Origin of the sequence: Micromonospora hortensis (assembly GCF_022230935.1) — a bacterium.
GTDB lineage: Bacteria > Actinomycetota > Actinomycetes > Mycobacteriales > Micromonosporaceae > Micromonospora > Micromonospora hortensis.
Genome location: NZ_JAKKFE010000054.1, coordinates 85,432 through 104,387, shown reverse-complemented (window position 1 = coordinate 104,387; position 18,956 = coordinate 85,432). Strand labels below are relative to the sequence as shown.

General features: G+C 68.6%; 18 protein-coding genes and 1 other RNA gene. 5 read left to right on the top strand and 14 right to left on the bottom strand.

The features are described from left to right. Nucleotides 1-193 precede the first annotated feature (193 nt). Nucleotides 194-1,141 carry a DUF5919 domain-containing protein gene (locus tag NIE111_RS27865; protein WP_238687257.1) on the top strand — a complete coding sequence of 316 codons (948 nt, stop codon included), beginning with the start codon at nt 194-196 and terminating at the stop codon, nt 1,139-1,141. Next, complete coding sequence (locus NIE111_RS27860) at nt 1,138-1,944, top strand: inositol monophosphatase family protein (RefSeq protein ID WP_274531752.1); 807 nt, start codon at nt 1,138-1,140, stop codon at nt 1,942-1,944. Before NIE111_RS27865 ends, NIE111_RS27860 begins: the two co-directional genes overlap by 4 nt. Nucleotides 1,945-2,256: 312 nt before the next feature. Here NIE111_RS27860 and NIE111_RS27855 read toward each other — a convergent pair whose 3' ends face one another. The 6 genes from NIE111_RS27855 to NIE111_RS27830 all read right to left on the bottom strand — a co-directional run bounded on the left by NIE111_RS27855 (nt 2,257) and on the right by NIE111_RS27830 (nt 7,816). Beyond that, nucleotides 2,257-3,729, bottom strand: coding sequence for an AAA family ATPase (locus NIE111_RS27855; RefSeq protein WP_238687255.1), 1,473 nt, complete (start codon nt 3,727-3,729; stop codon nt 2,257-2,259). A 70-nt stretch (nt 3,730-3,799) separates the two neighbouring features. Continuing rightward, nucleotides 3,800-4,582 carry a tyrosine-type recombinase/integrase gene (locus tag NIE111_RS27850; RefSeq protein ID WP_238687254.1) on the bottom strand — a complete coding sequence of 261 codons (783 nt, stop codon included), beginning with the start codon at nt 4,580-4,582 and terminating at the stop codon, nt 3,800-3,802. A 128-nt stretch (nt 4,583-4,710) separates the two neighbouring features. After that, nucleotides 4,711-4,926 carry a hypothetical protein gene (locus NIE111_RS27845; RefSeq protein WP_238687253.1) on the bottom strand — a complete coding sequence of 72 codons (216 nt, stop codon included), beginning with the start codon at nt 4,924-4,926 and terminating at the stop codon, nt 4,711-4,713. 418 nt (nt 4,927-5,344) lie between these two features. Further along, nucleotides 5,345-5,760, bottom strand: an RNA gene (gene rnpB / locus NIE111_RS27840) — RNase P RNA component class A. Nucleotides 5,761-5,828: 68 nt separating this feature from the next. Next, nucleotides 5,829-7,301, bottom strand: a complete 1,473-nt coding sequence (locus tag NIE111_RS27835; protein ID WP_238687252.1) for a hypothetical protein — start codon at nt 7,299-7,301, stop codon at nt 5,829-5,831. After that, nucleotides 7,298-7,816: a SigE family RNA polymerase sigma factor gene (locus NIE111_RS27830; protein ID WP_238687251.1), complete on the bottom strand. Its 519-nt coding sequence runs from the start codon at nt 7,814-7,816 to the stop codon at nt 7,298-7,300. Before NIE111_RS27830 ends, NIE111_RS27835 begins: the two co-directional genes overlap by 4 nt. 119 nt (nt 7,817-7,935) lie before the next feature. Between NIE111_RS27830 and NIE111_RS27825 the strand changes: the two genes are divergently transcribed. Beyond that, nucleotides 7,936-8,697, top strand: a complete 762-nt coding sequence (locus tag NIE111_RS27825; protein ID WP_238687250.1) for a sulfite exporter TauE/SafE family protein — start codon at nt 7,936-7,938, stop codon at nt 8,695-8,697. A gap of 16 nt (nt 8,698-8,713) precedes the next feature. Here the strand turns inward: NIE111_RS27825 and NIE111_RS27820 are convergent, their stop codons facing one another. Then, entirely contained in the window at nt 8,714-9,937 is a 1,224-nt protein-coding gene (locus NIE111_RS27820) for an MFS transporter (RefSeq protein ID WP_238687249.1), read from the bottom strand. A gap of 54 nt (nt 9,938-9,991) precedes the next feature. Here NIE111_RS27820 and NIE111_RS27815 point away from each other — a divergent pair, with 54 nt between their 5' ends. Continuing rightward, nucleotides 9,992-10,453, top strand: coding sequence for a MarR family winged helix-turn-helix transcriptional regulator (locus tag NIE111_RS27815; protein WP_238687248.1), 462 nt, complete (start codon nt 9,992-9,994; stop codon nt 10,451-10,453). Nucleotides 10,454-10,912: 459 nt separating this feature from the next. Here the strand turns inward: NIE111_RS27815 and mctP are convergent, their stop codons facing one another. The 7 genes from mctP to NIE111_RS27780 all read right to left on the bottom strand — a co-directional run bounded on the left by mctP (nt 10,913) and on the right by NIE111_RS27780 (nt 17,641). Further along, on the bottom strand, nt 10,913-12,562 hold the full coding sequence (gene mctP / locus NIE111_RS27810; protein ID WP_238687247.1) for a monocarboxylate uptake permease MctP: 1,650 nt from the start codon (nt 12,560-12,562) through the stop codon (nt 10,913-10,915). Continuing rightward, nucleotides 12,562-12,804: a DUF3311 domain-containing protein gene (locus NIE111_RS27805; protein WP_091409411.1), complete on the bottom strand. Its 243-nt coding sequence runs from the start codon at nt 12,802-12,804 to the stop codon at nt 12,562-12,564. Before NIE111_RS27805 ends, mctP begins: the two co-directional genes overlap by 1 nt. Nucleotides 12,805-12,967: 163 nt before the next feature. Beyond that, the gene (locus NIE111_RS27800) at nt 12,968-14,137 is read right to left on the bottom strand and encodes a bifunctional RNase H/acid phosphatase (RefSeq protein ID WP_238687246.1); all 1,170 of its coding nucleotides are present in this window, start codon (nt 14,135-14,137) and stop codon (nt 12,968-12,970) included. Nucleotides 14,138-14,140: 3 nt separating this feature from the next. Continuing rightward, nucleotides 14,141-14,878 carry a zinc ribbon domain-containing protein gene (locus NIE111_RS27795; protein ID WP_238687245.1) on the bottom strand — a complete coding sequence of 246 codons (738 nt, stop codon included), beginning with the start codon at nt 14,876-14,878 and terminating at the stop codon, nt 14,141-14,143. Then, nucleotides 14,868-15,704, bottom strand: a complete 837-nt coding sequence (locus NIE111_RS27790) for a Nif3-like dinuclear metal center hexameric protein (RefSeq protein ID WP_372488421.1) — start codon at nt 15,702-15,704, stop codon at nt 14,868-14,870. Before NIE111_RS27790 ends, NIE111_RS27795 begins: the two co-directional genes overlap by 11 nt. Nucleotides 15,705-15,822: 118 nt before the next feature. Continuing rightward, complete coding sequence (locus NIE111_RS27785) at nt 15,823-16,395, bottom strand: flavoprotein (RefSeq protein WP_238687243.1); 573 nt, start codon at nt 16,393-16,395, stop codon at nt 15,823-15,825. Between the two features lie 16 nt (nt 16,396-16,411). Next, complete coding sequence (locus tag NIE111_RS27780; RefSeq protein WP_238680500.1) at nt 16,412-17,641, bottom strand: helix-turn-helix domain-containing protein; 1,230 nt, start codon at nt 17,639-17,641, stop codon at nt 16,412-16,414. A 248-nt stretch (nt 17,642-17,889) separates the two neighbouring features. Here NIE111_RS27780 and NIE111_RS27775 point away from each other — a divergent pair, with 248 nt between their 5' ends. Further along, nucleotides 17,890-18,561 (top strand): bifunctional DNA primase/polymerase, encoded by a 672-nt coding sequence (locus NIE111_RS27775; RefSeq protein WP_091409390.1) that lies wholly within the window; start codon nt 17,890-17,892, stop codon nt 18,559-18,561. The last annotated feature ends 395 nt before the right edge of the window (nt 18,562-18,956 follow it).

The window sequence follows — 18,956 nt, the reverse complement described above, 5'->3', positions numbered from 1 at the left end:
CCGCCAGATGGTCCGCTCAGCTGATTCCTCTTCTGACATGCCCCGAACCTGTCAGGCGCAGCAACCGCCAATCCATCACAGCGAGTAGTAACCGAGCAGATAACTTTCATCCACGTTGGATGTCGATCAGTTCCGGCTATATGACCACCGGATAAGCTGACCACCACCCCAGGATTGGGAAGGAGCCACACGAATGAGCGTCAGGGCAGCCACAGCGTTCACCGCGCCTCCTTCACTCTGGGACACCACCGACATGATCGACGCTTTGGCCGCCCGCGACATTGCACGCGTCTTCCGCTTGGTCCAGCGCGCAACCCGCGCCAGCCAAACCCACCTCGGCGTTGCCACGGGCCTCAGTCAGGCTCAGGTCAGCGAGATCATCAGCGGTACCCGTCGGGTCAGCAGCATCGACGTACTAACCCGCATCTGCACCGGCCTTGCCATGCCCGGTCATGCGCGGATGACACTGCTTCTTGGTGAACAACCATCCCAGGCAACGCCCCGTCCTGGCGGCGACGCTGGCAACCACGCACGGGTAATGTCCGCGCAGGCAGGATGGGCCGACCACTGCCGGCCGGTCGACGAAGATGCCCGGAGGTGGTACTCCGACGTCACCGCGATCTACTTGAGCCGGTCGGAGTTCACCGCGAAGATGCCACCACACGTCCTCTTCGACGACGCTACGGACATCCGGGCCGCCGGCCTGTCGCTCAACATCCTCTGCCAGCAGTATGCCGACAACCAACTCCTCAAACTCCTGGCCGCCGGCACCCACCTCCGCTGTCTGTTTCTTGACCCTGCTGGCGACGCAATTAGGAGGCAGGAGCGTGAGGACGGCTATCCAGACGGTCACCTCAGCGCGCTCACCGAACTCAACATCCAGAATCTCGCCGGGCGCATCCGCAATCGGCTTCCGGCCGACGCCCAGGAGCGCTTGGCCATCCGCGTGTACGACGAAACCATCCGCGTCAACGTGCTCCTGATTGACGACCGGCTCTGCGTTGTCCAGCATTACCTACCGCAGATACGCGGAGTTGACTCCCCGACGATGGTCGTCGAGCGCACCGCTATCACTCCCGGCCTCTACACGGTGTTCGACGGGATGTTCACCTCGCTGTGGGAACGCAGCCGCGACATATGAGCAACTTTGCGCACCTTCTGCCCCTGGCAAACGAGGCTGTCGACCTGGCGCATCACCTCATGCGGACCCTCCGACCTGGCACTCTTACCAGCAAGGGTGACCGCGACATGGCGTCCGAGGTGGACTACGCCATCGAACAACAGGTCCGCGAACTCCTGGCTGCCAGGGCACCCGACATCGGCTTCCTCGGCGAGGAGCACGGCCTGAGCGGTGATTCCACGGAACTCATGTGGGCACTGGATCCGGTAGACGGCACCGTCAATTTCGTACACGGCTCACCCCTGTGCGCTATTTCTCTCGGCCTGATCCACAAGAAAAAGTCAGTCCTAGGCATCATTGATCTACCATTCCTGGGCGCTCGTTATCAGGCCGCCGAAGGGTGCGGTGCTTTCGCTAACGGAGAGCGCATCCATTGCAGTCAGACAGAAGATTTGCAAGATTCCGTCGTCGCTATTGGAGACTACGCTGTAGGAACTGATGCGGTAGCCAAAAATGTCCAGCGGCTTGCTATCACGCACCAACTAGTGCGGAATGTTCAACGAATACGCATGCACGGATCGGCGGCAATCGACCTGGCATGGCTCTCCCACGGCAAGATCGATGCTTTCATCATGCTGAACAACAAGCCATGGGACACGGCTGCGGGCGTCGTGATCGCAAGAGAGTCCGGCGTCCAGTTGGTCGACATCGACGGAGCGCCACACTGTGCAGACTCCACTGCGACGGTCGGCGGAAACGATCGGGTTCTTCCGCGCGTCCTCGCGCTCGTCCAGCAAGCTCTCTCTTCCCCGCAAGCTCACTGATGTGTGCGTGACCACCCGGAATGAGAGATCGGAAGCCGACCCGATCGCCACGTCGAGGCCGGTGCAGCCGATCAGAACCGCTCCCCGGCCAACCGCTACCGGGCGATCCCGCAGGGAAAGCTCGCAGCCCCGATCGAGGCCGGTGGGCGACGGACGAGTCGACCTGTACGCCGGATTAAGATCAAAAGATCGCCCTGACCAGTAGCGCCATCGACCAAGCAAGCCGTCAGGCCGTCGCTAGGCCGTCATAGTTCGGATAGCCACGACAGCGCCCAACGCGCCTCGGCAACTTCCCAGCGGGGATGCCAGACGCTAAGTCAGCGCGGCAGCTAGTTCAAGTGCCTGCGCCCGCACACCTGGGTCCTCTAGCCAAAGCTGGATAAGAACATTCACAACGAATTGCTCATTTAAGCCGATTCGGCTAGCCAGGTAACGCGGCCAGTATTGATGCGGCAGGAAATCATGTCCATCAAGAGCAGCGAGCAGTGAATCCGAACTGCGCCCCAAGGCCGCCGCAACGGCCACGTGCTCTTTCAAAGCGAAACCGAAAAGCTCTTGCTCTGGATCAGCCTTACCGGGCAGGACCAAAAGACCCGGAGAATCCTTTAACTGGTGACGTTGGTCGGCATCCAACACTCCAACGACTCGAACTCGCGCCGAACGCGAAAGTATACGCACGCCTGCAATCACATTACTTTCGCCATCAACCTCAACGATCTCAATTCCCGCAAGCGGAACGTTTAGGCAGCCGAAGATGCCAGATAGCACTGCGCCCGCCAAAGCATCCTCGACGAGAGCAAGCGTCTTGACGGCCTCCTCTATTCCTACAACTCGGCGCACCTCCTCTAGAGATTCAGGCTGCACTAACCGAATTTTTCCACTAGAACCGCGGACACACATTCGCACATTCTCTACAGGGAACCGAGAGAGCACCTGCGGGGAATGCGTAGCGACGACAAGCTGAATCTTTCGCTCAAGGGCACGGCGAGCGACCTCATCAATGAAGGGACGATGGCCCCGTAAAGCCAAGAACGACTCTGGCTCATCTAGCAAGTAGAGGCAGCCGGGTGAGAGCCGACCCTGCTCCCAAAAGACCTGATAAACCCATAATTCACCTAGGCTGAAAGTTCCACTGTCCGCCTTTCGTCCGCCACTGGTCGTGGTCACATACGGTCGATGAGCAAACCAGTCATTCTCGTCCCGCGAGTCTACAAGGATTGTACTCTCGACAACAGACTCGTATTTCCTGCCCAAGATACCGGCCAGCGCCACTCGCTCACTCTTTTTATAGTGGCGCTCACGGATGACCGTGGTCCCATTCCACCCGAAGTTCTGAAAGTACCAGTTGAAGACGCTAGCCAGTTCGGCGACACTGTTGAAAGCCGGCCAAAAATCTACTTTCAACCGCTCCTCCCAAGCAGCAGCGCGAACACCTTCGTGCGCCGAGAGATCCACAGTTTGGCTTATGAGTTCACCTGCCACCGACATCGTGACTTCAATAACTCCCGTTACGGGATCAATGCCCGGGTCGCCATATTTCCGGCCCCCCACGAAGGGCGGGATATCGCTATTAAATCCAAATACGCTTTCAAGAAGGCGGAGCATTAGCGTTTTTCCAAGGCCATGCGACCCGACGATGCATGTCGCCGTGCCAAACGAGATCTCCTGTTCCTCAAAGATCTCCGATTCAACAATCCGAATCGATTTCACCTGAATCGGGGTACTTGTCGACAAAAGGCGCCGCCACACCTGAGCACGTGCGTCTTTCATGTCAGCGAGACTCATGGCAACACCCTGCCAGAGCCGGCCGAACGAGGCAGCCTGCCAACACACTTGAAAACGAGACGTTCCCGCATCAACGGAGCATCTCGTCGATCGCCTTCCGGGTGCGATCCTCGCTTGCGGGCATCAGGTGTGTGTAGACACGGAGCGTGAAGCCCGGGTCGGAGTGGCCGAGGTACGAGGCGAGGGCCTTTATGCTCTCCCCCGCGTCGAGCAGCACCGAGGCGTAGAAGTGGCGCAGCGCGTGCATCCCGGTCGCCCGGGTCGGGACGATGCCGGCCGCCCTCACCGCCGGCCGCCAGTTCTTGTCGTCGAAGGTGGCCCGCTTGATCGCACCCCAGCGGGTGGTGGTGAAAAGCAGCGGCACGCTCACCCGCTCGTCGCTGAACGGGTCTTCCCACGGCAGGGTGATCGATAGCGGGTCGTACCTCTCGACGTGCTCCTTGAGCGACTTAGCCACCGAGTCAGGCAGCGGCACACGGCGGTCCCGATCGTTCTTGGGCAGGCCGAAGACCAGCCGGGAGCGGACCACCTTGACCTGCCGGACGATGTGCACCCAGCCCGAGTCGAGGTCGACGTTGTCGATGCCCAACCCGAAAATTTCCCCTTGCCGCATGCCGCAGCCGGCGCCCAGGTCGACCATCGGGCGGTACCGCTCCGCGAGGCAACCGCGGATTGCCGAAACGTCGTCAGCCCGCCACGGAACGACGCGACGTTGCGCCGGCCGAGGCGGCTTGACCGACTTTGCCGAACACGGGTTCTTCGCGATGCGTTCGTCGTCGACCGCCGCGCCGAGGATGGTCCGCAGGTGGGCGAAGACGACGGCCCGGGTCGCCGGAGCCAGCTTGCCGACCATCCCGGCATCCCACTCGCGGATGTGGCCCGGCTTGATCAAGGCACCGCGCTCCGCGCGGTGCGGGGCGGCAAGCCCGGCCGGCGGTGAGCCACCGACAGCCGCCGGGGCACCGCCCCCACAGTCTGATCTCAGCTCAGCGCGATTTCGTCCGGGAAGCGCTCATGAAGCGAGGCGACCGCATGCCGCAGGCAGTACTCAAGACTGTGGCCGTCGACCCTGATCGCGGCACCATCGAGCCGCTGACCTGAGATCACCACAGTCCAGGGCTTACGCTCCCGCTCCCCGTCAATCTTGACCAGCCCGACCAGACCCATCTCCCCCAGGTGCTCCAGCAGCTCCGGCACGCACTCATCCCACCTCATCCACGAATGGGACCACCAAGACCGCTACGGAAGCCAACGGGGTCGGCCTGGTCGTGCGTCAGGGCTTCCGTCTGCCGCGCCAGTCCAACCCCGGGACTGGCTTGCCACCGGATCACTGGGTCGCGGCACCAGCTCCACCGCCAGGACGTGCCCAACCCCTCCCCCACAGCCGCCGGCCCTACTCCAGAACCACAGAGCGCCGGCCCGGAGAGGCCCCACGACGACACAGCCCGCGCGATCCGAGGCGAGGCCGGACTGAGCCAGCACTCAGGCCGCCTCCAGGCCGTCCCAGGCCGTGGCCAGGCCGTCAAACGCCACCCAACGATGACCAAGGTCAACCAACGGCACCCAATAAACGACCAGCTCAGAGCCTTGATCGAGGCTCTGAGCTGGTGGGCGACGGACGAGTCGACCTGTACGCCGGATTCTGTGCGCGGCGCGTACCCCGAGGGGTTTGCGCCGGCGGCGGCCATCCATCTCGGCCTGCCGTTGCCGGCAGGCTCCAGCGGCCTACCCGCAGACATCGGGCGGGCAGCCCTCAAGCGTCTGCGCCGGGTCGTCATCTTGCGGTGACGGCCCTTGCTTGGCCTTGCTCCGGGTGGGGTTTACCGAGCCACCCCGGTCACCCGGGGTGCTGGTGGGCTCTTACCCCACCGTTTCACCCTTACCGTCCCCGTTGGGGTCGGCGGTCTGTTTTCTGTGGCACTGTCCCGCGGGTCGCCCCGGGTTGCCGTTAACAACCACCCTGCCCTGTGGAGTCCGGACGTTCCTCGGCGGCGGGCCGAAGCCCGCCGACGCGGCCGCCCGGTCGACTCGTCCGTCGCGCTCTCATCCTAACGAGCCCGGGCCTACCTCCATTTCCGCCCCGGCTGCGGCGTGCCCCGTTACCAGTCCGACACCAGCAGCTCCCCGAAGATCCGCTCACCGCCGGCAGGTTCGCTTAATTGCGTGGAGGTGAGCAGGCCACCGGTGCCGTCGAGCACCCGCAGGGTGACGGTGCTTCCGACCGGCAGGGTCAGCAGCGCGGCGCCGCCGCGTACCGGGGCGCCCGCACGCACCTGGCCGCCCGCGACCGCCTCGACCCGGGCGGCCTTTCCCACCGGCACGACCAGCAGGCGGTCGGTCGGCACGGTGCGGCTCCCGGAGCGGGCGGTCACCCGCACCGCCGCCAGGTCGTCGGTAGAAGCAATTCCGGTGGCGACCAGTTCGGCCTGCTGTCCGCCGGTCGTCGGCGTCTCCGTGTCATCGTGGGCCTCCTCCCGGTCGACGGCCGTCAGCGGCAGGGAGAGTCTTTCGCCCACTCCGATCTGCAACAGCAGCGGTCCGGCGCCCGGCCGGCCGACGAGCACCGATTCGGTCTCGTCGTCGGGGTCGAGCCGCCCGGCCCACCTGATCACCGGCTGGGGCGCAGTGAGATCGCTGATCTGGGTCAACGTCCGGTACGCCCGGCCGGCGTCCCGGGGCACCCGCCAATCCGCGATCGTCGGGGCCGGTGACGGTCGGGCGTCCGGCGGCAGGTCGGGGTCGGCAGGAGTCTCGCCGGTCGCTGCGAGCAAGGGGGCGATCGGCCGCTGCTCGCGTACCTGTCCGTCGCATCGGACCCGCCACCAGCCGGGCTGCGCACCGGTTCGGGTGGACCGCTGGTCGAGCAACAGCCAGTCGCCGTCGGAGGACGGCTCCCAGTTTCGGCGCACCTCGCCCCCGGAGACCGACGCGGAGCGGCTGTACGACACGTCGCAACCGGTCGGTCCGAGACCTAGCACCCACTGCTCCTGGTCGCCGGGCAGGCCCGACCTGCCGGTGAGCACGGTGAACGGGTTGATGCGGTCATTGGCCTCGCCATCGGCGGCCAGCAGACTGCGCGGTGACGCCCCGACGGGGGCCTGCCGGGTCACCAGCGCCGCGTGGGTGTCGGAATGGAAGGCGAGCACCACCCGCCGGTAGCCGGCGGAGTCGTCCGCGTAGAGCAGCTTCACGTCGGGCAGGTCCGCAGAGACATGGAGGCTGTCCCGCTCACGGTCGAAGAGGCGGGTCACCTGGGCGGCGAAATCCCGGTCGTCCGCGAGGCTCCCCCGGGTCGGTGAGTTGATCAGTCGCCAGGTCCACGGTGAGTCGACCGGGGAGCCGTGCAGGACGAGCGACGGGTCGTGAGGTCCGTCGGAGTGCCCGCCGACGCCGAGCACCGTCGGGCCGACCAGCGCCGTCGCCAGGAGCGCGGCCACCGCACCGCCACGGCCAACGACGCGGTGCCACCGGCGCCGTCGGGCCTGCCGCACCAATCGGGTGTACGGGTCGGCGTCGGGTACCACCGTCTCGGCGATCGCCGCCAGCCGTACGCGCAGCTCGTCGACGCTCATGCCCGCTCCCCCACCAGCTTGTTCGACACCGTTGCGGAGCGGTGGCCCGGGCTGCTGAGCACGTTCCGCAGCCGGGCCAGCCCTCGCGCGGACTGACTCTTCACCGTCCCCACCGAACAGCCCATCGCCTCGGCCACCGTCGCCTCCGACAGGTCCTCCCAGTACCGCAGCACAAGCACGGTGCGCATCCGGATCGGCAGCCGGTCCAGTGCGGCGAGCAGTTCGTCACGGACGACGACCGCCTCGGTGGCATCCGCGGCCGCTCGGTCCGGGATGACCGAGATCAGCAGTTCGCGCAGTCCGAGCCGCCGCCACCGGCTGTTGCGTTCGTTGACCATCGCCCGGCGGACGTACGCCATCGGCTCGTCGACGCGACGCCAGTGCCGCATCACCTTCAGCAGCGCCTCGTGCACGAGATCCTGCGCCGCGTCCCTGCTGCCGGTGAGCAGGTACGCGGTGCGCAGCAGGTCGGGATAGCGAAGCTCGACGAACTCGCGGAAGTCCGCGTCATCCACCAGCCGACCCCCCGTCGTGACCAGGCACGTGTCATTCCTCTCGTCGTCCGTCACCCGCAATGACGCGACGGCGTCCCGAAAGGTTGAGCGCACGGGCGGCGTACTAGCCTCGGGTCGTCATGGATCTCTCCCACGCCGCGCTGCTGCTCGCCGCCGGTCTCGCCGCTGGCACTGTCAACGCGGTGGCCGGTGGCGGTTCGTTGATCACCTTCCCGGCGATGATCGCGATCGGGTTGCCCCCGGTGCCGGCGAACGTCAGCAACTCCGTCGCCGTCTTCCCCGGGTATCTGGCCAGCGTGGCGGGCAGCCGGCAGGACCTGCCGCGCCCTCGCGCGCTGGCCACGCTGGTGCCCACCACCATCGTCGGCACGATCCTCGGGGCGTTGCTGCTGCTGGCCACTCCGGCCCGCGCGTTCGAGCTGGTCGTACCCTTTCTGGTCCTCGGCGCGACAGCGGTCCTGGCCTTCCAGGACCCGCTGCGCCGCCTGGTCGGTCACCCCCGGGACCTGTCGCCGCGTCGGCGGACTGTCGCGGTGCAGACGATGGTCGCGCTCGGTGCGGTGTACGGCGGTTACTTCGGCGCGGCGCTCGGGGTGATGCTGGTGGCCGGGCTGGCCCTGGTGCTGGACGCGACACTGGCCCGGGTGAGCGCGATCAAGAATCTGCTCTCGGCGGTGGTGGGGTTGACGACGCTCGTGGTGTTCGCCCTGTTCGGCCCCTTGAACTGGGCGGCCGTCGCGGTGGTCGCGCCGGCCACCCTCGTTGGGGGGTACGCGGGCGCCCGGCTCGTCCGCCGGCTGCCGGCGGTGGTGCTCAAGACGGTGATCGTGGTGTTCGGTACGACGATCGGCCTCTACCTGCTCTGGCGCGCCCTGAACTGACCCCACCTGCCGCCGCTCAGTAGGTCTCGCCGACGGGCTCGTGTTCGGTGTCGGCGGCGGCGCGGTTCCAGCGGGACCAGAGGACGCGTTCGCCGTAGTCGGCGGCCATCAGGTGGGCGAAGGCCAGGTAGACGAGCACGCCGACGGCGAGCACTCCGAAGCCGACCCAGAACGGCAGCGACAGCGACTGCTCGGCGAGCTTGCCGGAGATGATCGGGGCCGGCGCTGCGGCGCCCCAGCGGACCAGGTTGAACGCGCCGGTGGCGACGCGCCGGTCGTTGGACCCGAGGCCGAGCGCCAGGTCGGTGAGGTTGGCGTTGGCCAGCCCCATGCAGAGTCCGGCGACGACCAGCACCACGAGCGCCTCGGCGGTGCTGGTGGAGGTGGCGAAGAGGACCATGCAGACCAGCAGCCCGGCGATGGCCACGCCGACGGTCTGTACCGCGCCGATGCGGTGGGCCAGCCGGTGGCCGATCACCATGATGCCGGCGGCCAGGCCGAGACCCCAGCCGGTGAAAGCGAGCCCCAGCGGGATGACGTCCAGGCCGAGGAAGAGCGGCGTGTAGCCGAGCACCACGAAGAACACGAAGTTGTACGCGGCGGTGACCACGCAGAGGGCGATGAACGCCGGCCGGCGGTAGGTGGCGAAGATCTGGCGGACGCGTACCGGGGCTTGGCGGTTGGTGGGCTCGCGGAGTTTGCGGGAGGCCACGCCGAGGGCGAGGACCATGAAGACGCCGCAGACGAAGAACGGCAGCCGCCAGCTGACCTCGCCGAGCAGGCCACCGATCAGCGGTCCGACGGCGAAGCCGAGGCCGAGGGCGGTTTCGAAGAGGCCCACCACCCATTCCCGGTCGACGGCCAGGTTGACCAGCACCACCATGGCGGTGGCGAAGAACATCGCGTTGCCCAGCCCCCAGACGCCGCGCAGCACGGAGAGCTGCACGATGTTGTCGCTGAACGAGGCGAGGATCGCGGCCAGGCCGACCACTGAGACGCCGGTGATGAGCACCGGCTTGAAGCCGAGCCGGCCGCTCGCGAGGGTCGCCGGGATCATGCCAAGGGCCATGACCGCGATGTACGCGGTGAACAGCAGCTCGACCTGCCAGGCGGTGACCCCGATCGCCTCGCCGATGGCGGGCAGGATCGGGTCGACGACGGCGATGCCGGCGATGGCGAGGAAGGCCACCAGCGTGGTGGCGTAGATGGCACTGCGGTTCGGTTCGGAACGCCGATCCACTCCGACTCCTCAGATAGCTGTATCGTACAGGTACTTATTCTGTATCATACAGCTATGAGCGACGACCACGACGAGAGCACCCTCGGCCGGATCGAGACCGAGGTGGCCCTGCTGATGCGCTTCGGCGAGGCCACCCGGCGGGCCACCGGCACCGCCGAGCACCGGGTGCTGGACCGCGCGGCGTACGTCATCCTGCGCCACCTGGCCGACGCCGGCCCGCAGAACGTCTCCGCGCTCGCCGCCCGACTCAACCTGGACGGCTCGACAGTCACCCGACAGGTGTCAGCGCTTCAGCGCGATGGCCTGATCACCCGCACCCCGGACCCGTCCGACGGCCGCGGCACCGTCATCTCCCCCACCCCGGCCGGTCTGCAACGGATGGCCGCCGTCCAGGCCGCCCGCACCCGGCTCTACGGCGACATGCTGGCCGACTGGACCACCGAGGACCGCGCCACCCTGGCCGCCCTACTGGGCCGCCTCAACCAGGCCCTGATAAACCGCAACCGCCCCCGCTAACCCCGCCAGGTGGCGTGGCTCCCGTCACCGAATGCGCATCCGCCGGCCACCACCACGCTGCGCGGCGAACCAGGTCGCGACAGCCCCCTCCACCGCCAAGATCGCGCAAGATCCTTGTTGTAGTGGCATCCCGCGCGGTCCGACACCACTACAACAATGATCGAGCATGATCTTGGCGGCGAAGCCGGCAAAACCGCCCGGCCGCCGGAGCCGCCAGCCCACCAGGCCCCGCCACGGCCACCGGGCCCCGCCACGGCCATCAAGCCCCGCCACGGCCACCAGGCCCCGCCACGGCCATCGGCGAGGCCAGGCGGCGCCTGAATCGTCTACGACATCAGCTCGACAGCCGATCCCGCGCAACCTGAGCAAGCGGCTGCCGGCGGAGACACCACACGGCCGCCACGGCGGAACAGGTATGCCCGGGCACCGACCGACGTCGGCGCCCGGGCGTACCTCAGGTCACGCGACCGGCTCGCGGGCCGAGTCGGCGTCGCGGTCGGGGCCCGGGGTGACCCGTGGGTCGCCCTCGTCGGCGAAGTAGTCGTCGGGCTCGGTGCCGTCGACTCCTTCCTCGACCTTCGCGGCCCGCAGCGCGAGCGTCACCAGCGCCGCCACGGCCAGGTTGACCGCCACCGCCACGATGCCGACGTAGATCGTCCGGGTGGTGTCGAACCCGAACTCCGACAGCGGGAACGCCGAGCCGCCGAAGTGCTTCCGGGTCGGGCTGGCCACCTGGTAGAGCATCCACATGCCCAACCCCATGCCGGCCACCCAGCCGACGATCAGGCCGGTGCGGTGGAACCAACGGGTGTAGAGGCCCAGCGCCACCGCCGGTAGCGTCTGCAGGATGATCACGCCACCGATCAGCTGGAGGTCGATGGAGAACTGCGGGTCGAGGAAGACGATGCAGGCCACCGCGCCGACCTTCACCACCAGGGAGGTGATCTTCGAGACGTTCGCCTCCTGGGCCGGGGAGGCGTCGCGCTTCAGGTACTCCTTGTAGATGTTGCGGGTGAACAGGTTCGCCGCCGCGATCGACATGATCGCCGCGGGCACCAGCGCGCCGATGCCGATCGCCGCGTACGCGACACCGGCGAACCAGTCCGGGAACTGCTGGTCGAACAGCAGCGGGACGATGGTGTTGTTGTCCACCGAGCCGGCCGAGTTGCCGGGCAGCGGCTTCACGCCGGCCGCGATGGCCATGTAGCCGAGCAGCGCGATCAACCCGAGCAGCAGGCTGTACGCGGGCAGCGCCGACATGTTCCGCTTGATCACGTCGCGGTTCCTGCTGGCCAGCACGCCGGTGATGCTGTGCGGGTAGAGGAAGAGCGCCAACGCCGAGCCGAGCGCCAGTGTCACGTACTGAAGCTGGTTGTTGCCGTTGAGCAGGATGCCGTCGTTCGGGTTGGGTGAGGCGTCGAACTTCGCGTCCGCGGCGGCGAAGATGTCACCCCAGCCGCCCAGCTTGTACGGCAGGTAGATGACCGCCACCAGGATCACGATGTAGATCAGGCTGTCCTTGACGAACGCGATCAACGCGGGCGCGCGCAGCCCCGACTGGTACGTGTAGGCGGCCAGGATGGCGAACGCGATGATGATCGGCAGGTGCCGGGCCAGCGCGTTGTCGCCGGTGACGCCCATCGTCTTGAGCACCGCCTCGATGCCGATCAGCTGCAACGCGATGTACGGCATGGTGGCGACGATGCCGGTGATGGCGATCAGCAGCGCCAGCACCGGCGAGTCGAACCGGTTGCGGACGAAGTCGGCAGGCGTGACGAACCCGTGCCGGTGCGACACCGACCAGAGCCGCACCAGCACCAGGAAGACCAGCGGGTAGATGACGATGGTGTACGGCACGGCGAAGAACCCGGCCGCGCCGGCACCGAACATCAACGCCGGCACCGCCACGAAGGTGTACGCGGTGTAGAGGTCACCGCCGACCAGGAACCAGGTGATCCAGCCGCCGAAGCTGCGCCCGCCCAGCCCCCACTCGTCCAGGTGCGCCATGTCCTTCGGCGCCCGCCAGCGGGCGGCCACGAAGCCCATCACGCTGACCAGGAGGAACAGCAGGGAGAAGACGATGATCTCGGTGAGATGGTCGCGCCACATCAGCGGCCTCCCCGCTTCTTCGTCATCTGGTAGACCAACGTGGTGGTGCCGACGCCGAGCAGGATGAAGGCCAGTTGCAGCCAGTAGAAGCGCGGGAAGCCGAAGACCCGGGGCGAGTCGCCATTGAAGAACGCCGGGATCAGCGGCACCACGATGGGGATGAAGAGCAACCAGTTCCAGGGGCTGTGGTCCTTCGCCCTGGTCGGCGCCGTGGGCGGCGCCTCCGGTTCGGGTGCAGCCATCTGACACACCTCCGGGGAGTCGTGGCTCTCGATGTAACGGCCGGAGGCTACGACTCTGTGATGGCGGTCACCTGACCCGTTCGGAGGGTGCTGCGCCGAACGGCCGGCCGGCTGCGCCGAACGGCGCGGCCGACCGGCCGTTACCAACGAAGGGTGTGGCGGCTCAGTCGAGGGTGGCGAGGTGGGCGGTGTCGTTGACAGTGCGCACTGCCACGCCGCCGTCGGGCCACATGTCGAGCACCGAGATGCCGGCCGCGTCCAGGAAGAGCCGGTGCAGGAAACCGTCGCCGGCCGCGAGGGCGTCGCGCAGCATCAGCTTGATCGGCGAGACGTGCGAGACGACCACCACTGTCTCACCGGGGTACGCGGTGAGCAGCCCCGAGATGACCCGGTGCGCGCGTTCGGCGACCTGGGTGAACGACTCCCCGTCCGGCGGCGCGATCCGGGGTGACGCGAGCCAGGCGTCCATCTCCCCCGGCCACTGCTGGCGCACCTCGGCGAAGGTGCGCCCCTCCCACTGGCCGAAGTCGCACTCGATCAGGTCGTCCTCGGTGCGGACCGGCACGTCCCCGCCGAGCGCCTCGGCGATCGACGCCGCGGTGGCCGTACACCGGGACAACGGTGAGCTGAGCACGGCCGCGACGGACGGGGCCAACCCGGCGACCCGGGTGCCGGTGGCGCGGGCCTGGGCCCGGCCACGCTCGGAGAGCGGCACGTCGCCGCGCCCGGAGTAGCGCCGCTGCTCGGTGTAGGCGGTCTCGCCGTGCCGGACCAGGATCAGCCGGGTGGCGGTGAAGGTCGGCCGTGGCTCCCAGGAGGCCGGCGCGGTCGCCGGGTCGCTGCCGATGATCGGGGTCGAGGGCTGGCCGGCGGCCCCAGTCGTCGCGGGACGGGCGGGGGCCGCGGTCGCCGGGGGACGACCCGCGGCGGCGTCCATGGCGGCGTTGGCGAGGGCGTCGGCGTGCCGGTTCTGCTCGCGCGGAATCCAGCTGAACCGGACCGCTGCGAACCGGCCCACCAGCGCGGCGGCCTGGGCGGCGAGAGGTCGCAGGCCGGGGTGCTTGATCTGCCACCGGCCGCACATCTGCTCGACCACCAGCTTGGAGTCCATCCGGACGTCCACCTCGGCGGCGCCCAACTCGGCGGCGGCGGTCAACCCGGCGATCAGGCCCTGGTACTCGGCGACGTTGTTGGTGGCGGTCCCGAGCGACTCGGAGCGCTCGGCGAGCACCTCGCCGGTCTCCGGGTCGCGGACCACAGCGCCGTAGCCGGCGGGGCCGGGATTGCCCCGGGACCCACCGTCGGCCTCCATGGAGACCACACGCGGCGCCACGACCTACAGGCCCGACTCGTTGGTGCGGACCATGATCCGTCGGCAGTCCTCGCAGCGGACCACGTCGTCGGGGGCGGCCTTGCGGATCCGGGCCAGGTCGGCGCCGGACAGGTCCAGGCGGCACCCGCCGCAGCGGCCCCCGGTGAGCAGCGCGGCGCCCAACCCGGTGTCCTCGCGGATCTTGTCGTACAGGTTGACCAGGTCGCTGGGGAGGTCGGCGGCGAGCGGCTGACGGGCGCCCCGCTTGAACTCCTCCTCCTTGGCGATCTCGGCCAGCGCTTCGTCGCGGCGCTGCTCGGTAGCGGCCCGCTTGTCCCGGGTCTCGGCCAGCCGCTGCTCCACGCCGTCCAGGACGCCCTGCGCGGTCTCCCGCTGCTCCATCAGCTCCAGCTCGGCGTCCTCCAGGTCGCCCTGGCGGCGCTTGAGCGAGACCAGCTCGTGCTGGAGCGCCTCCAGCTCGCGGGCCGGGCCGGTGCCGGCGGCAAGCCGGTTCTCGTCCTTCTCCTTGCGGGCCCGGACCTGCTCGACGTCCTTCTCCAACCGGGCGATGTCCCGGTCCAGGTCGTCCACGGCCACCTGGGCGCGAACCCGCTCGTCCTCCATCGACGACAGCTCCCGAGCCAGCGACTCCAGCTCGGCCCGCTCGGCAAGCGTTCGCCTGCGGTGGGCGAGCTGGGCGAGGTTGGTGTCGATCGCCTGGAGGTCGAGCAGGCGGCGCTGCACCTTGGGGTCAGCCTTCACGGTCGGGCTCCTTGTCGTCCACAGCGGGTGCGGCGGCGTGCACGGTCCACGGGTCGGTGTCCAGGTCGGACACCAGCGTCTCGACGTCCAGCGCCTCCCGGAGGAAGGCGGCCAGGTCGTCCAGCCACGGTCGTTCGGTCGCCCAGTGGGCGGCGTCGATCAGGGCGGGACCATCGGCGGCGAGGTGCTCGCCGGCCGGGTGGTGCCGCAGGTCGGCGGTGAGGAACGCGTCCACCCCGGCGGCGGTCGCGGCGCCGAGGAAGCTGTCCCCCGACCCGCCGCTGACGGCGAGGGTACGAACCATACGCCCGGGATCCCCCGCCGCGCGAACTCCCCAGGACGTGACGGGGAGCACCGCTGCCGCGTGCCGGGTCAGCTCGGCGAGGGTCATCGGCTCGGGCAGTTCGCCGATCCGGCCGAAACCCCTGTCGTCGCCGTGGGCGGGCGAGCCGGGCGCGGGTCGTTGAAGTGGGCGCAGGCCGGTGAGCCCGAAGCGGGCGGCGAGGGCGTCGGAGACGCCCGGGGAGGCCACGTCGGCGTTGGTGTGCGCCGCGTAGAGCGCCACCCCGGCCCGGATCAACCGGTGGATGATCCGCCCCTTGAAGGTGGTCGCGGCGACCGACGACACCCCGCGCAGCAGCAGCGGGTGATGCGCGACGATCATGTCCGCGTCGGCGGCGAGGGCTTCGTCGACAGTCTCGGGCACCACGTCGACCACGCAGAGCACCCGGCGGACCGGGGTTGCCGGCTCACCGAGCACCAGGCCCACCCGGTCCCACTCCTCCGCCCAGACCGGCGGAAAGCGCCGTTCCAGCGCGGCCACCACGTCGCTGACTGTGGGGGCGGATCCGCTTGTGCTCACGGCGGGCCAGCTTACCGGCGTCGGGGCCGCCGGGCGGTGACACCTGGCCCGGCCGCGTCGTGTGGAAGATCTGCCGGATGCGCTAGGCGGCGCTCCAGGAAACGGTCTGCAACGCGGCCAGCGGCATCGCCCAGGGGAAGGCGTGCAGGTGCTGTTCCCCCGTTCCGGGCGGATGCAGAGCGATCACATCGTCGCCGAACAACACTGTGACACCCCACTCGGCCAACCGGGCCACCCCGGCACGAAACGCCGGGTGGCAGGCCATCGCCGCGTTGGTGTACGGCACCGCCACGATGGGGACGCCCTTGCCCTGCGCCTCGACCAACAGCCCGAGCGCCAGCGTGTCGGTGATCCCGGCCGCCCACTTGTTGACGGTGTTGACGGTGGCCGGGCAGACGATCATGGCGTCGGCGGGTGGCAGCACGTCCGGGTCACCGGGGTTCTTGTAGTGCGTCCGCACCGGGTGGCCGGTCTGCCGAATCAGGGCCGACTGGTCGACGAACTTCGCGCCGTCCGGCGTGGTGACCACGCAGACGTCCCAACCGTCCTGTTGGGCGAGGTCGACCAGACGGCCGACGTGCCGGGCCAGCGGCGAACCGCAGGCGATGACGTAGAGCACCTCGCGGTGCCCGTTGTTGTGCGCTGCACCGGCCATCAGACCGGCTCCGCGCTCATACCCCTACTCCCATGTGCTCAGCCAACTCCGCTACCGGAGAAGGCGGCGCACCACGTGTGCGACGGAGGATGTCGGACATCACCTCGTGCGCGATCGGCCGGCAGCGGATCTCCGACGGGGCGAGCCGATCACCGAGCAGCAGCATCTCGCCCGCGTTCGCCACGTCACCTATCTGGGCGTACCCGCGGGCGATGTCGAGCAGGTGGTGGGCGCGACGCTCGGGCAGCAGCGCGTTGAAGGAGGGCTCCGCGATGCGCAGCTGGTGCACCTCCACGGCCCGCCCCCCGTCGCCCAGTTCCACAGCGGCGGCGGCCCGGTGCAGCTCGACGTTCGTCGGGCCGAACGACGTCCAGTAGTGGTTGTGGTCGCCGCCGAGCAGGGTCGCGGCCTCCTGCGCGCAGTTGATCAGGTCGTCGACGCTGGCCGAGTCACCGATGCGCGACGCGGCCATCGCGCCCTGGAGCAGCAGCATCCCGTAGACGGACAGGCGGGCCGGTGAGACCTCGTTGCTGCCACCCGGCGCCAACCGGTTGGCGATCTGGACGTTCAGCTCCAGCGCGGGGCGGGCCCGGCCCATCGCGACCAGGGCGTTGCACACCCGGGTGGTGGCGATCCCGGCGAGCAGCGGATCGTCGGCCCGCTGGGCCACCGCCATCGACCGGTCCGCGGCCAACCAGGCGAGCTCACACTCGCCGAGCTTGCGCAGCACCGAGGAGGCGATCTGGTAGACCTGGCCGAGCAGGTGGGCCGCCTCGGCGGCCTGCTCACCGCCGTAGGCGGCGTCGGCCGCCTGGGCGTCGCGCAGCAGCTTCGGCAGCGCCCGGGTGAGCATCCCGTAGCGGCCGTACTGGTAGGTGAGCCAGGCGTGGTTGACGGCCTTGCGCATGTCGTCCATCGGCGGCGGGTACGGCGCCGCGTCGAAGTACGCGCTCATCGAGTCGTAGCGCTCCAGCGCCGCCCGGATCTCCTGCACCTCGACCTGGTCGATGCAGTTGAGGGCGTCGGCGCGCCGCTCCGGGTCCTTGCCCATCAGCAGCTGCACGTCCATCTGGAGGATGTCGGCGATCTCGTAGAGGACGGAGAACTTGTCCAGCCGTCGGACGCCGCGTTCGACCTTGTCCACCCAGCTCTTGGACTTGCCCAGCCGGTCCGCGAAGACCTGCTGCGACATCTTGCGTCGCCCCCGCCAGTAGGCCACTCGCCGTCCTATGGGTAGCTCGTCCATCTCCCCATCCTCCCCTGCCACCGACGATCAATCGAATCGGGGCGATGTCCGCGGGTGCGGCGACTGCCGTTCATTTTCAGGTTTTCGCTGGTCGCACAGGATGTACGTCAGCCGTACAGCTGGTCCTCGTACTTTTCGTGCAAGTTGCACGAGCCGTTCGTCAACCTCAACGATCGTGGGTTACGGCAGTGACGGTGCTCGACATGCGACCTGGCGAACGCCGGGCCCGACGAGAGGAGTTGGCACACATGTGGGGGAATGTCGTACCGCGCGTTGCCGAACTGTCGCCGCTGGAACGGGTCCGGCTGCGCCGGGTCGCCATCCGGTACGCGGTACACGGCTGGGAAGTCACCCCTGGTGCCTGTCTGGCCCGCAGCCGCTTCGTCTGCGGGCGGGCCGGCTGTCCCACAGTGGGCTGCCACCCCGCCCTGGAGAACTGGGAACTGGCCGCCAGCGCCGACCCGGCCCGGGTGGCGACCTGGTGGCGGAGCCGACCACACGGGGTGCTGCTGCCCACCGGCCGAGCCTTCGACGTGCTGGAGGTGCCCGCCCACCTCGGCCGACACGTGCTCGACGCGGTCCAGATCCACCCGGCCGGCACCGGCGTACGCGGACCGGTGCTGGTCACGCCCACCGGGCGGTGGATGTTCCTGGTCCGCCCCGGCGACCCGCTCCGGCCGGAGTTGGAGCACTGCTTCCACGTGGTCCGGCACGGGCCGGGCTCGTGGATCCCCGCGCCGCCCACCCGGCTACCGGAGGGCACTGTCCGCTGGGCGGTCGCCCCGGAGCAGGCACGCTGGCAGCTTCCGGATTCGTACCTCGTGCAGAACACGTTGATCGGGGCGCTACGCGCCGCCGGGGTGACGCTCGCCCCCGACCTGCTCCCCGGTCACCTGCCGCTGCCCCGACGAGGCATGTGAAGCCGGCCCGGTCGACGATTCGATCCGGTGCCCGACAGCGTCGCCGAGGCGTCGGTCCTCGTTGACAGGGGGACGGTGCGAACGCGCGCCACGAACGGGGGAACGATGTCCACAAACGACAGAGCGCCTCACCCCGGCGGCACCGAGCCGCCCCGGCGCAGCCACCCGGGACGCCGCTGGGCCGGCACCCGCCCGTCCGGGTCCCGCCCCGGCCGCCCACGCCCCACCGGCTCCCGCCCAGCCGGCACCCACCGCCCCCTCCGCTAGTCGGCCGCCGCGACCCCCACCCCAACCTCCCGTCGATCTTGCACTTTCTGTCCCGACAATCTCTACGTAACGGGACAAGCCAGCAACCGAAACTGCAAGATCGCGGGGAGCGGAGGGCGCGCGGGGGC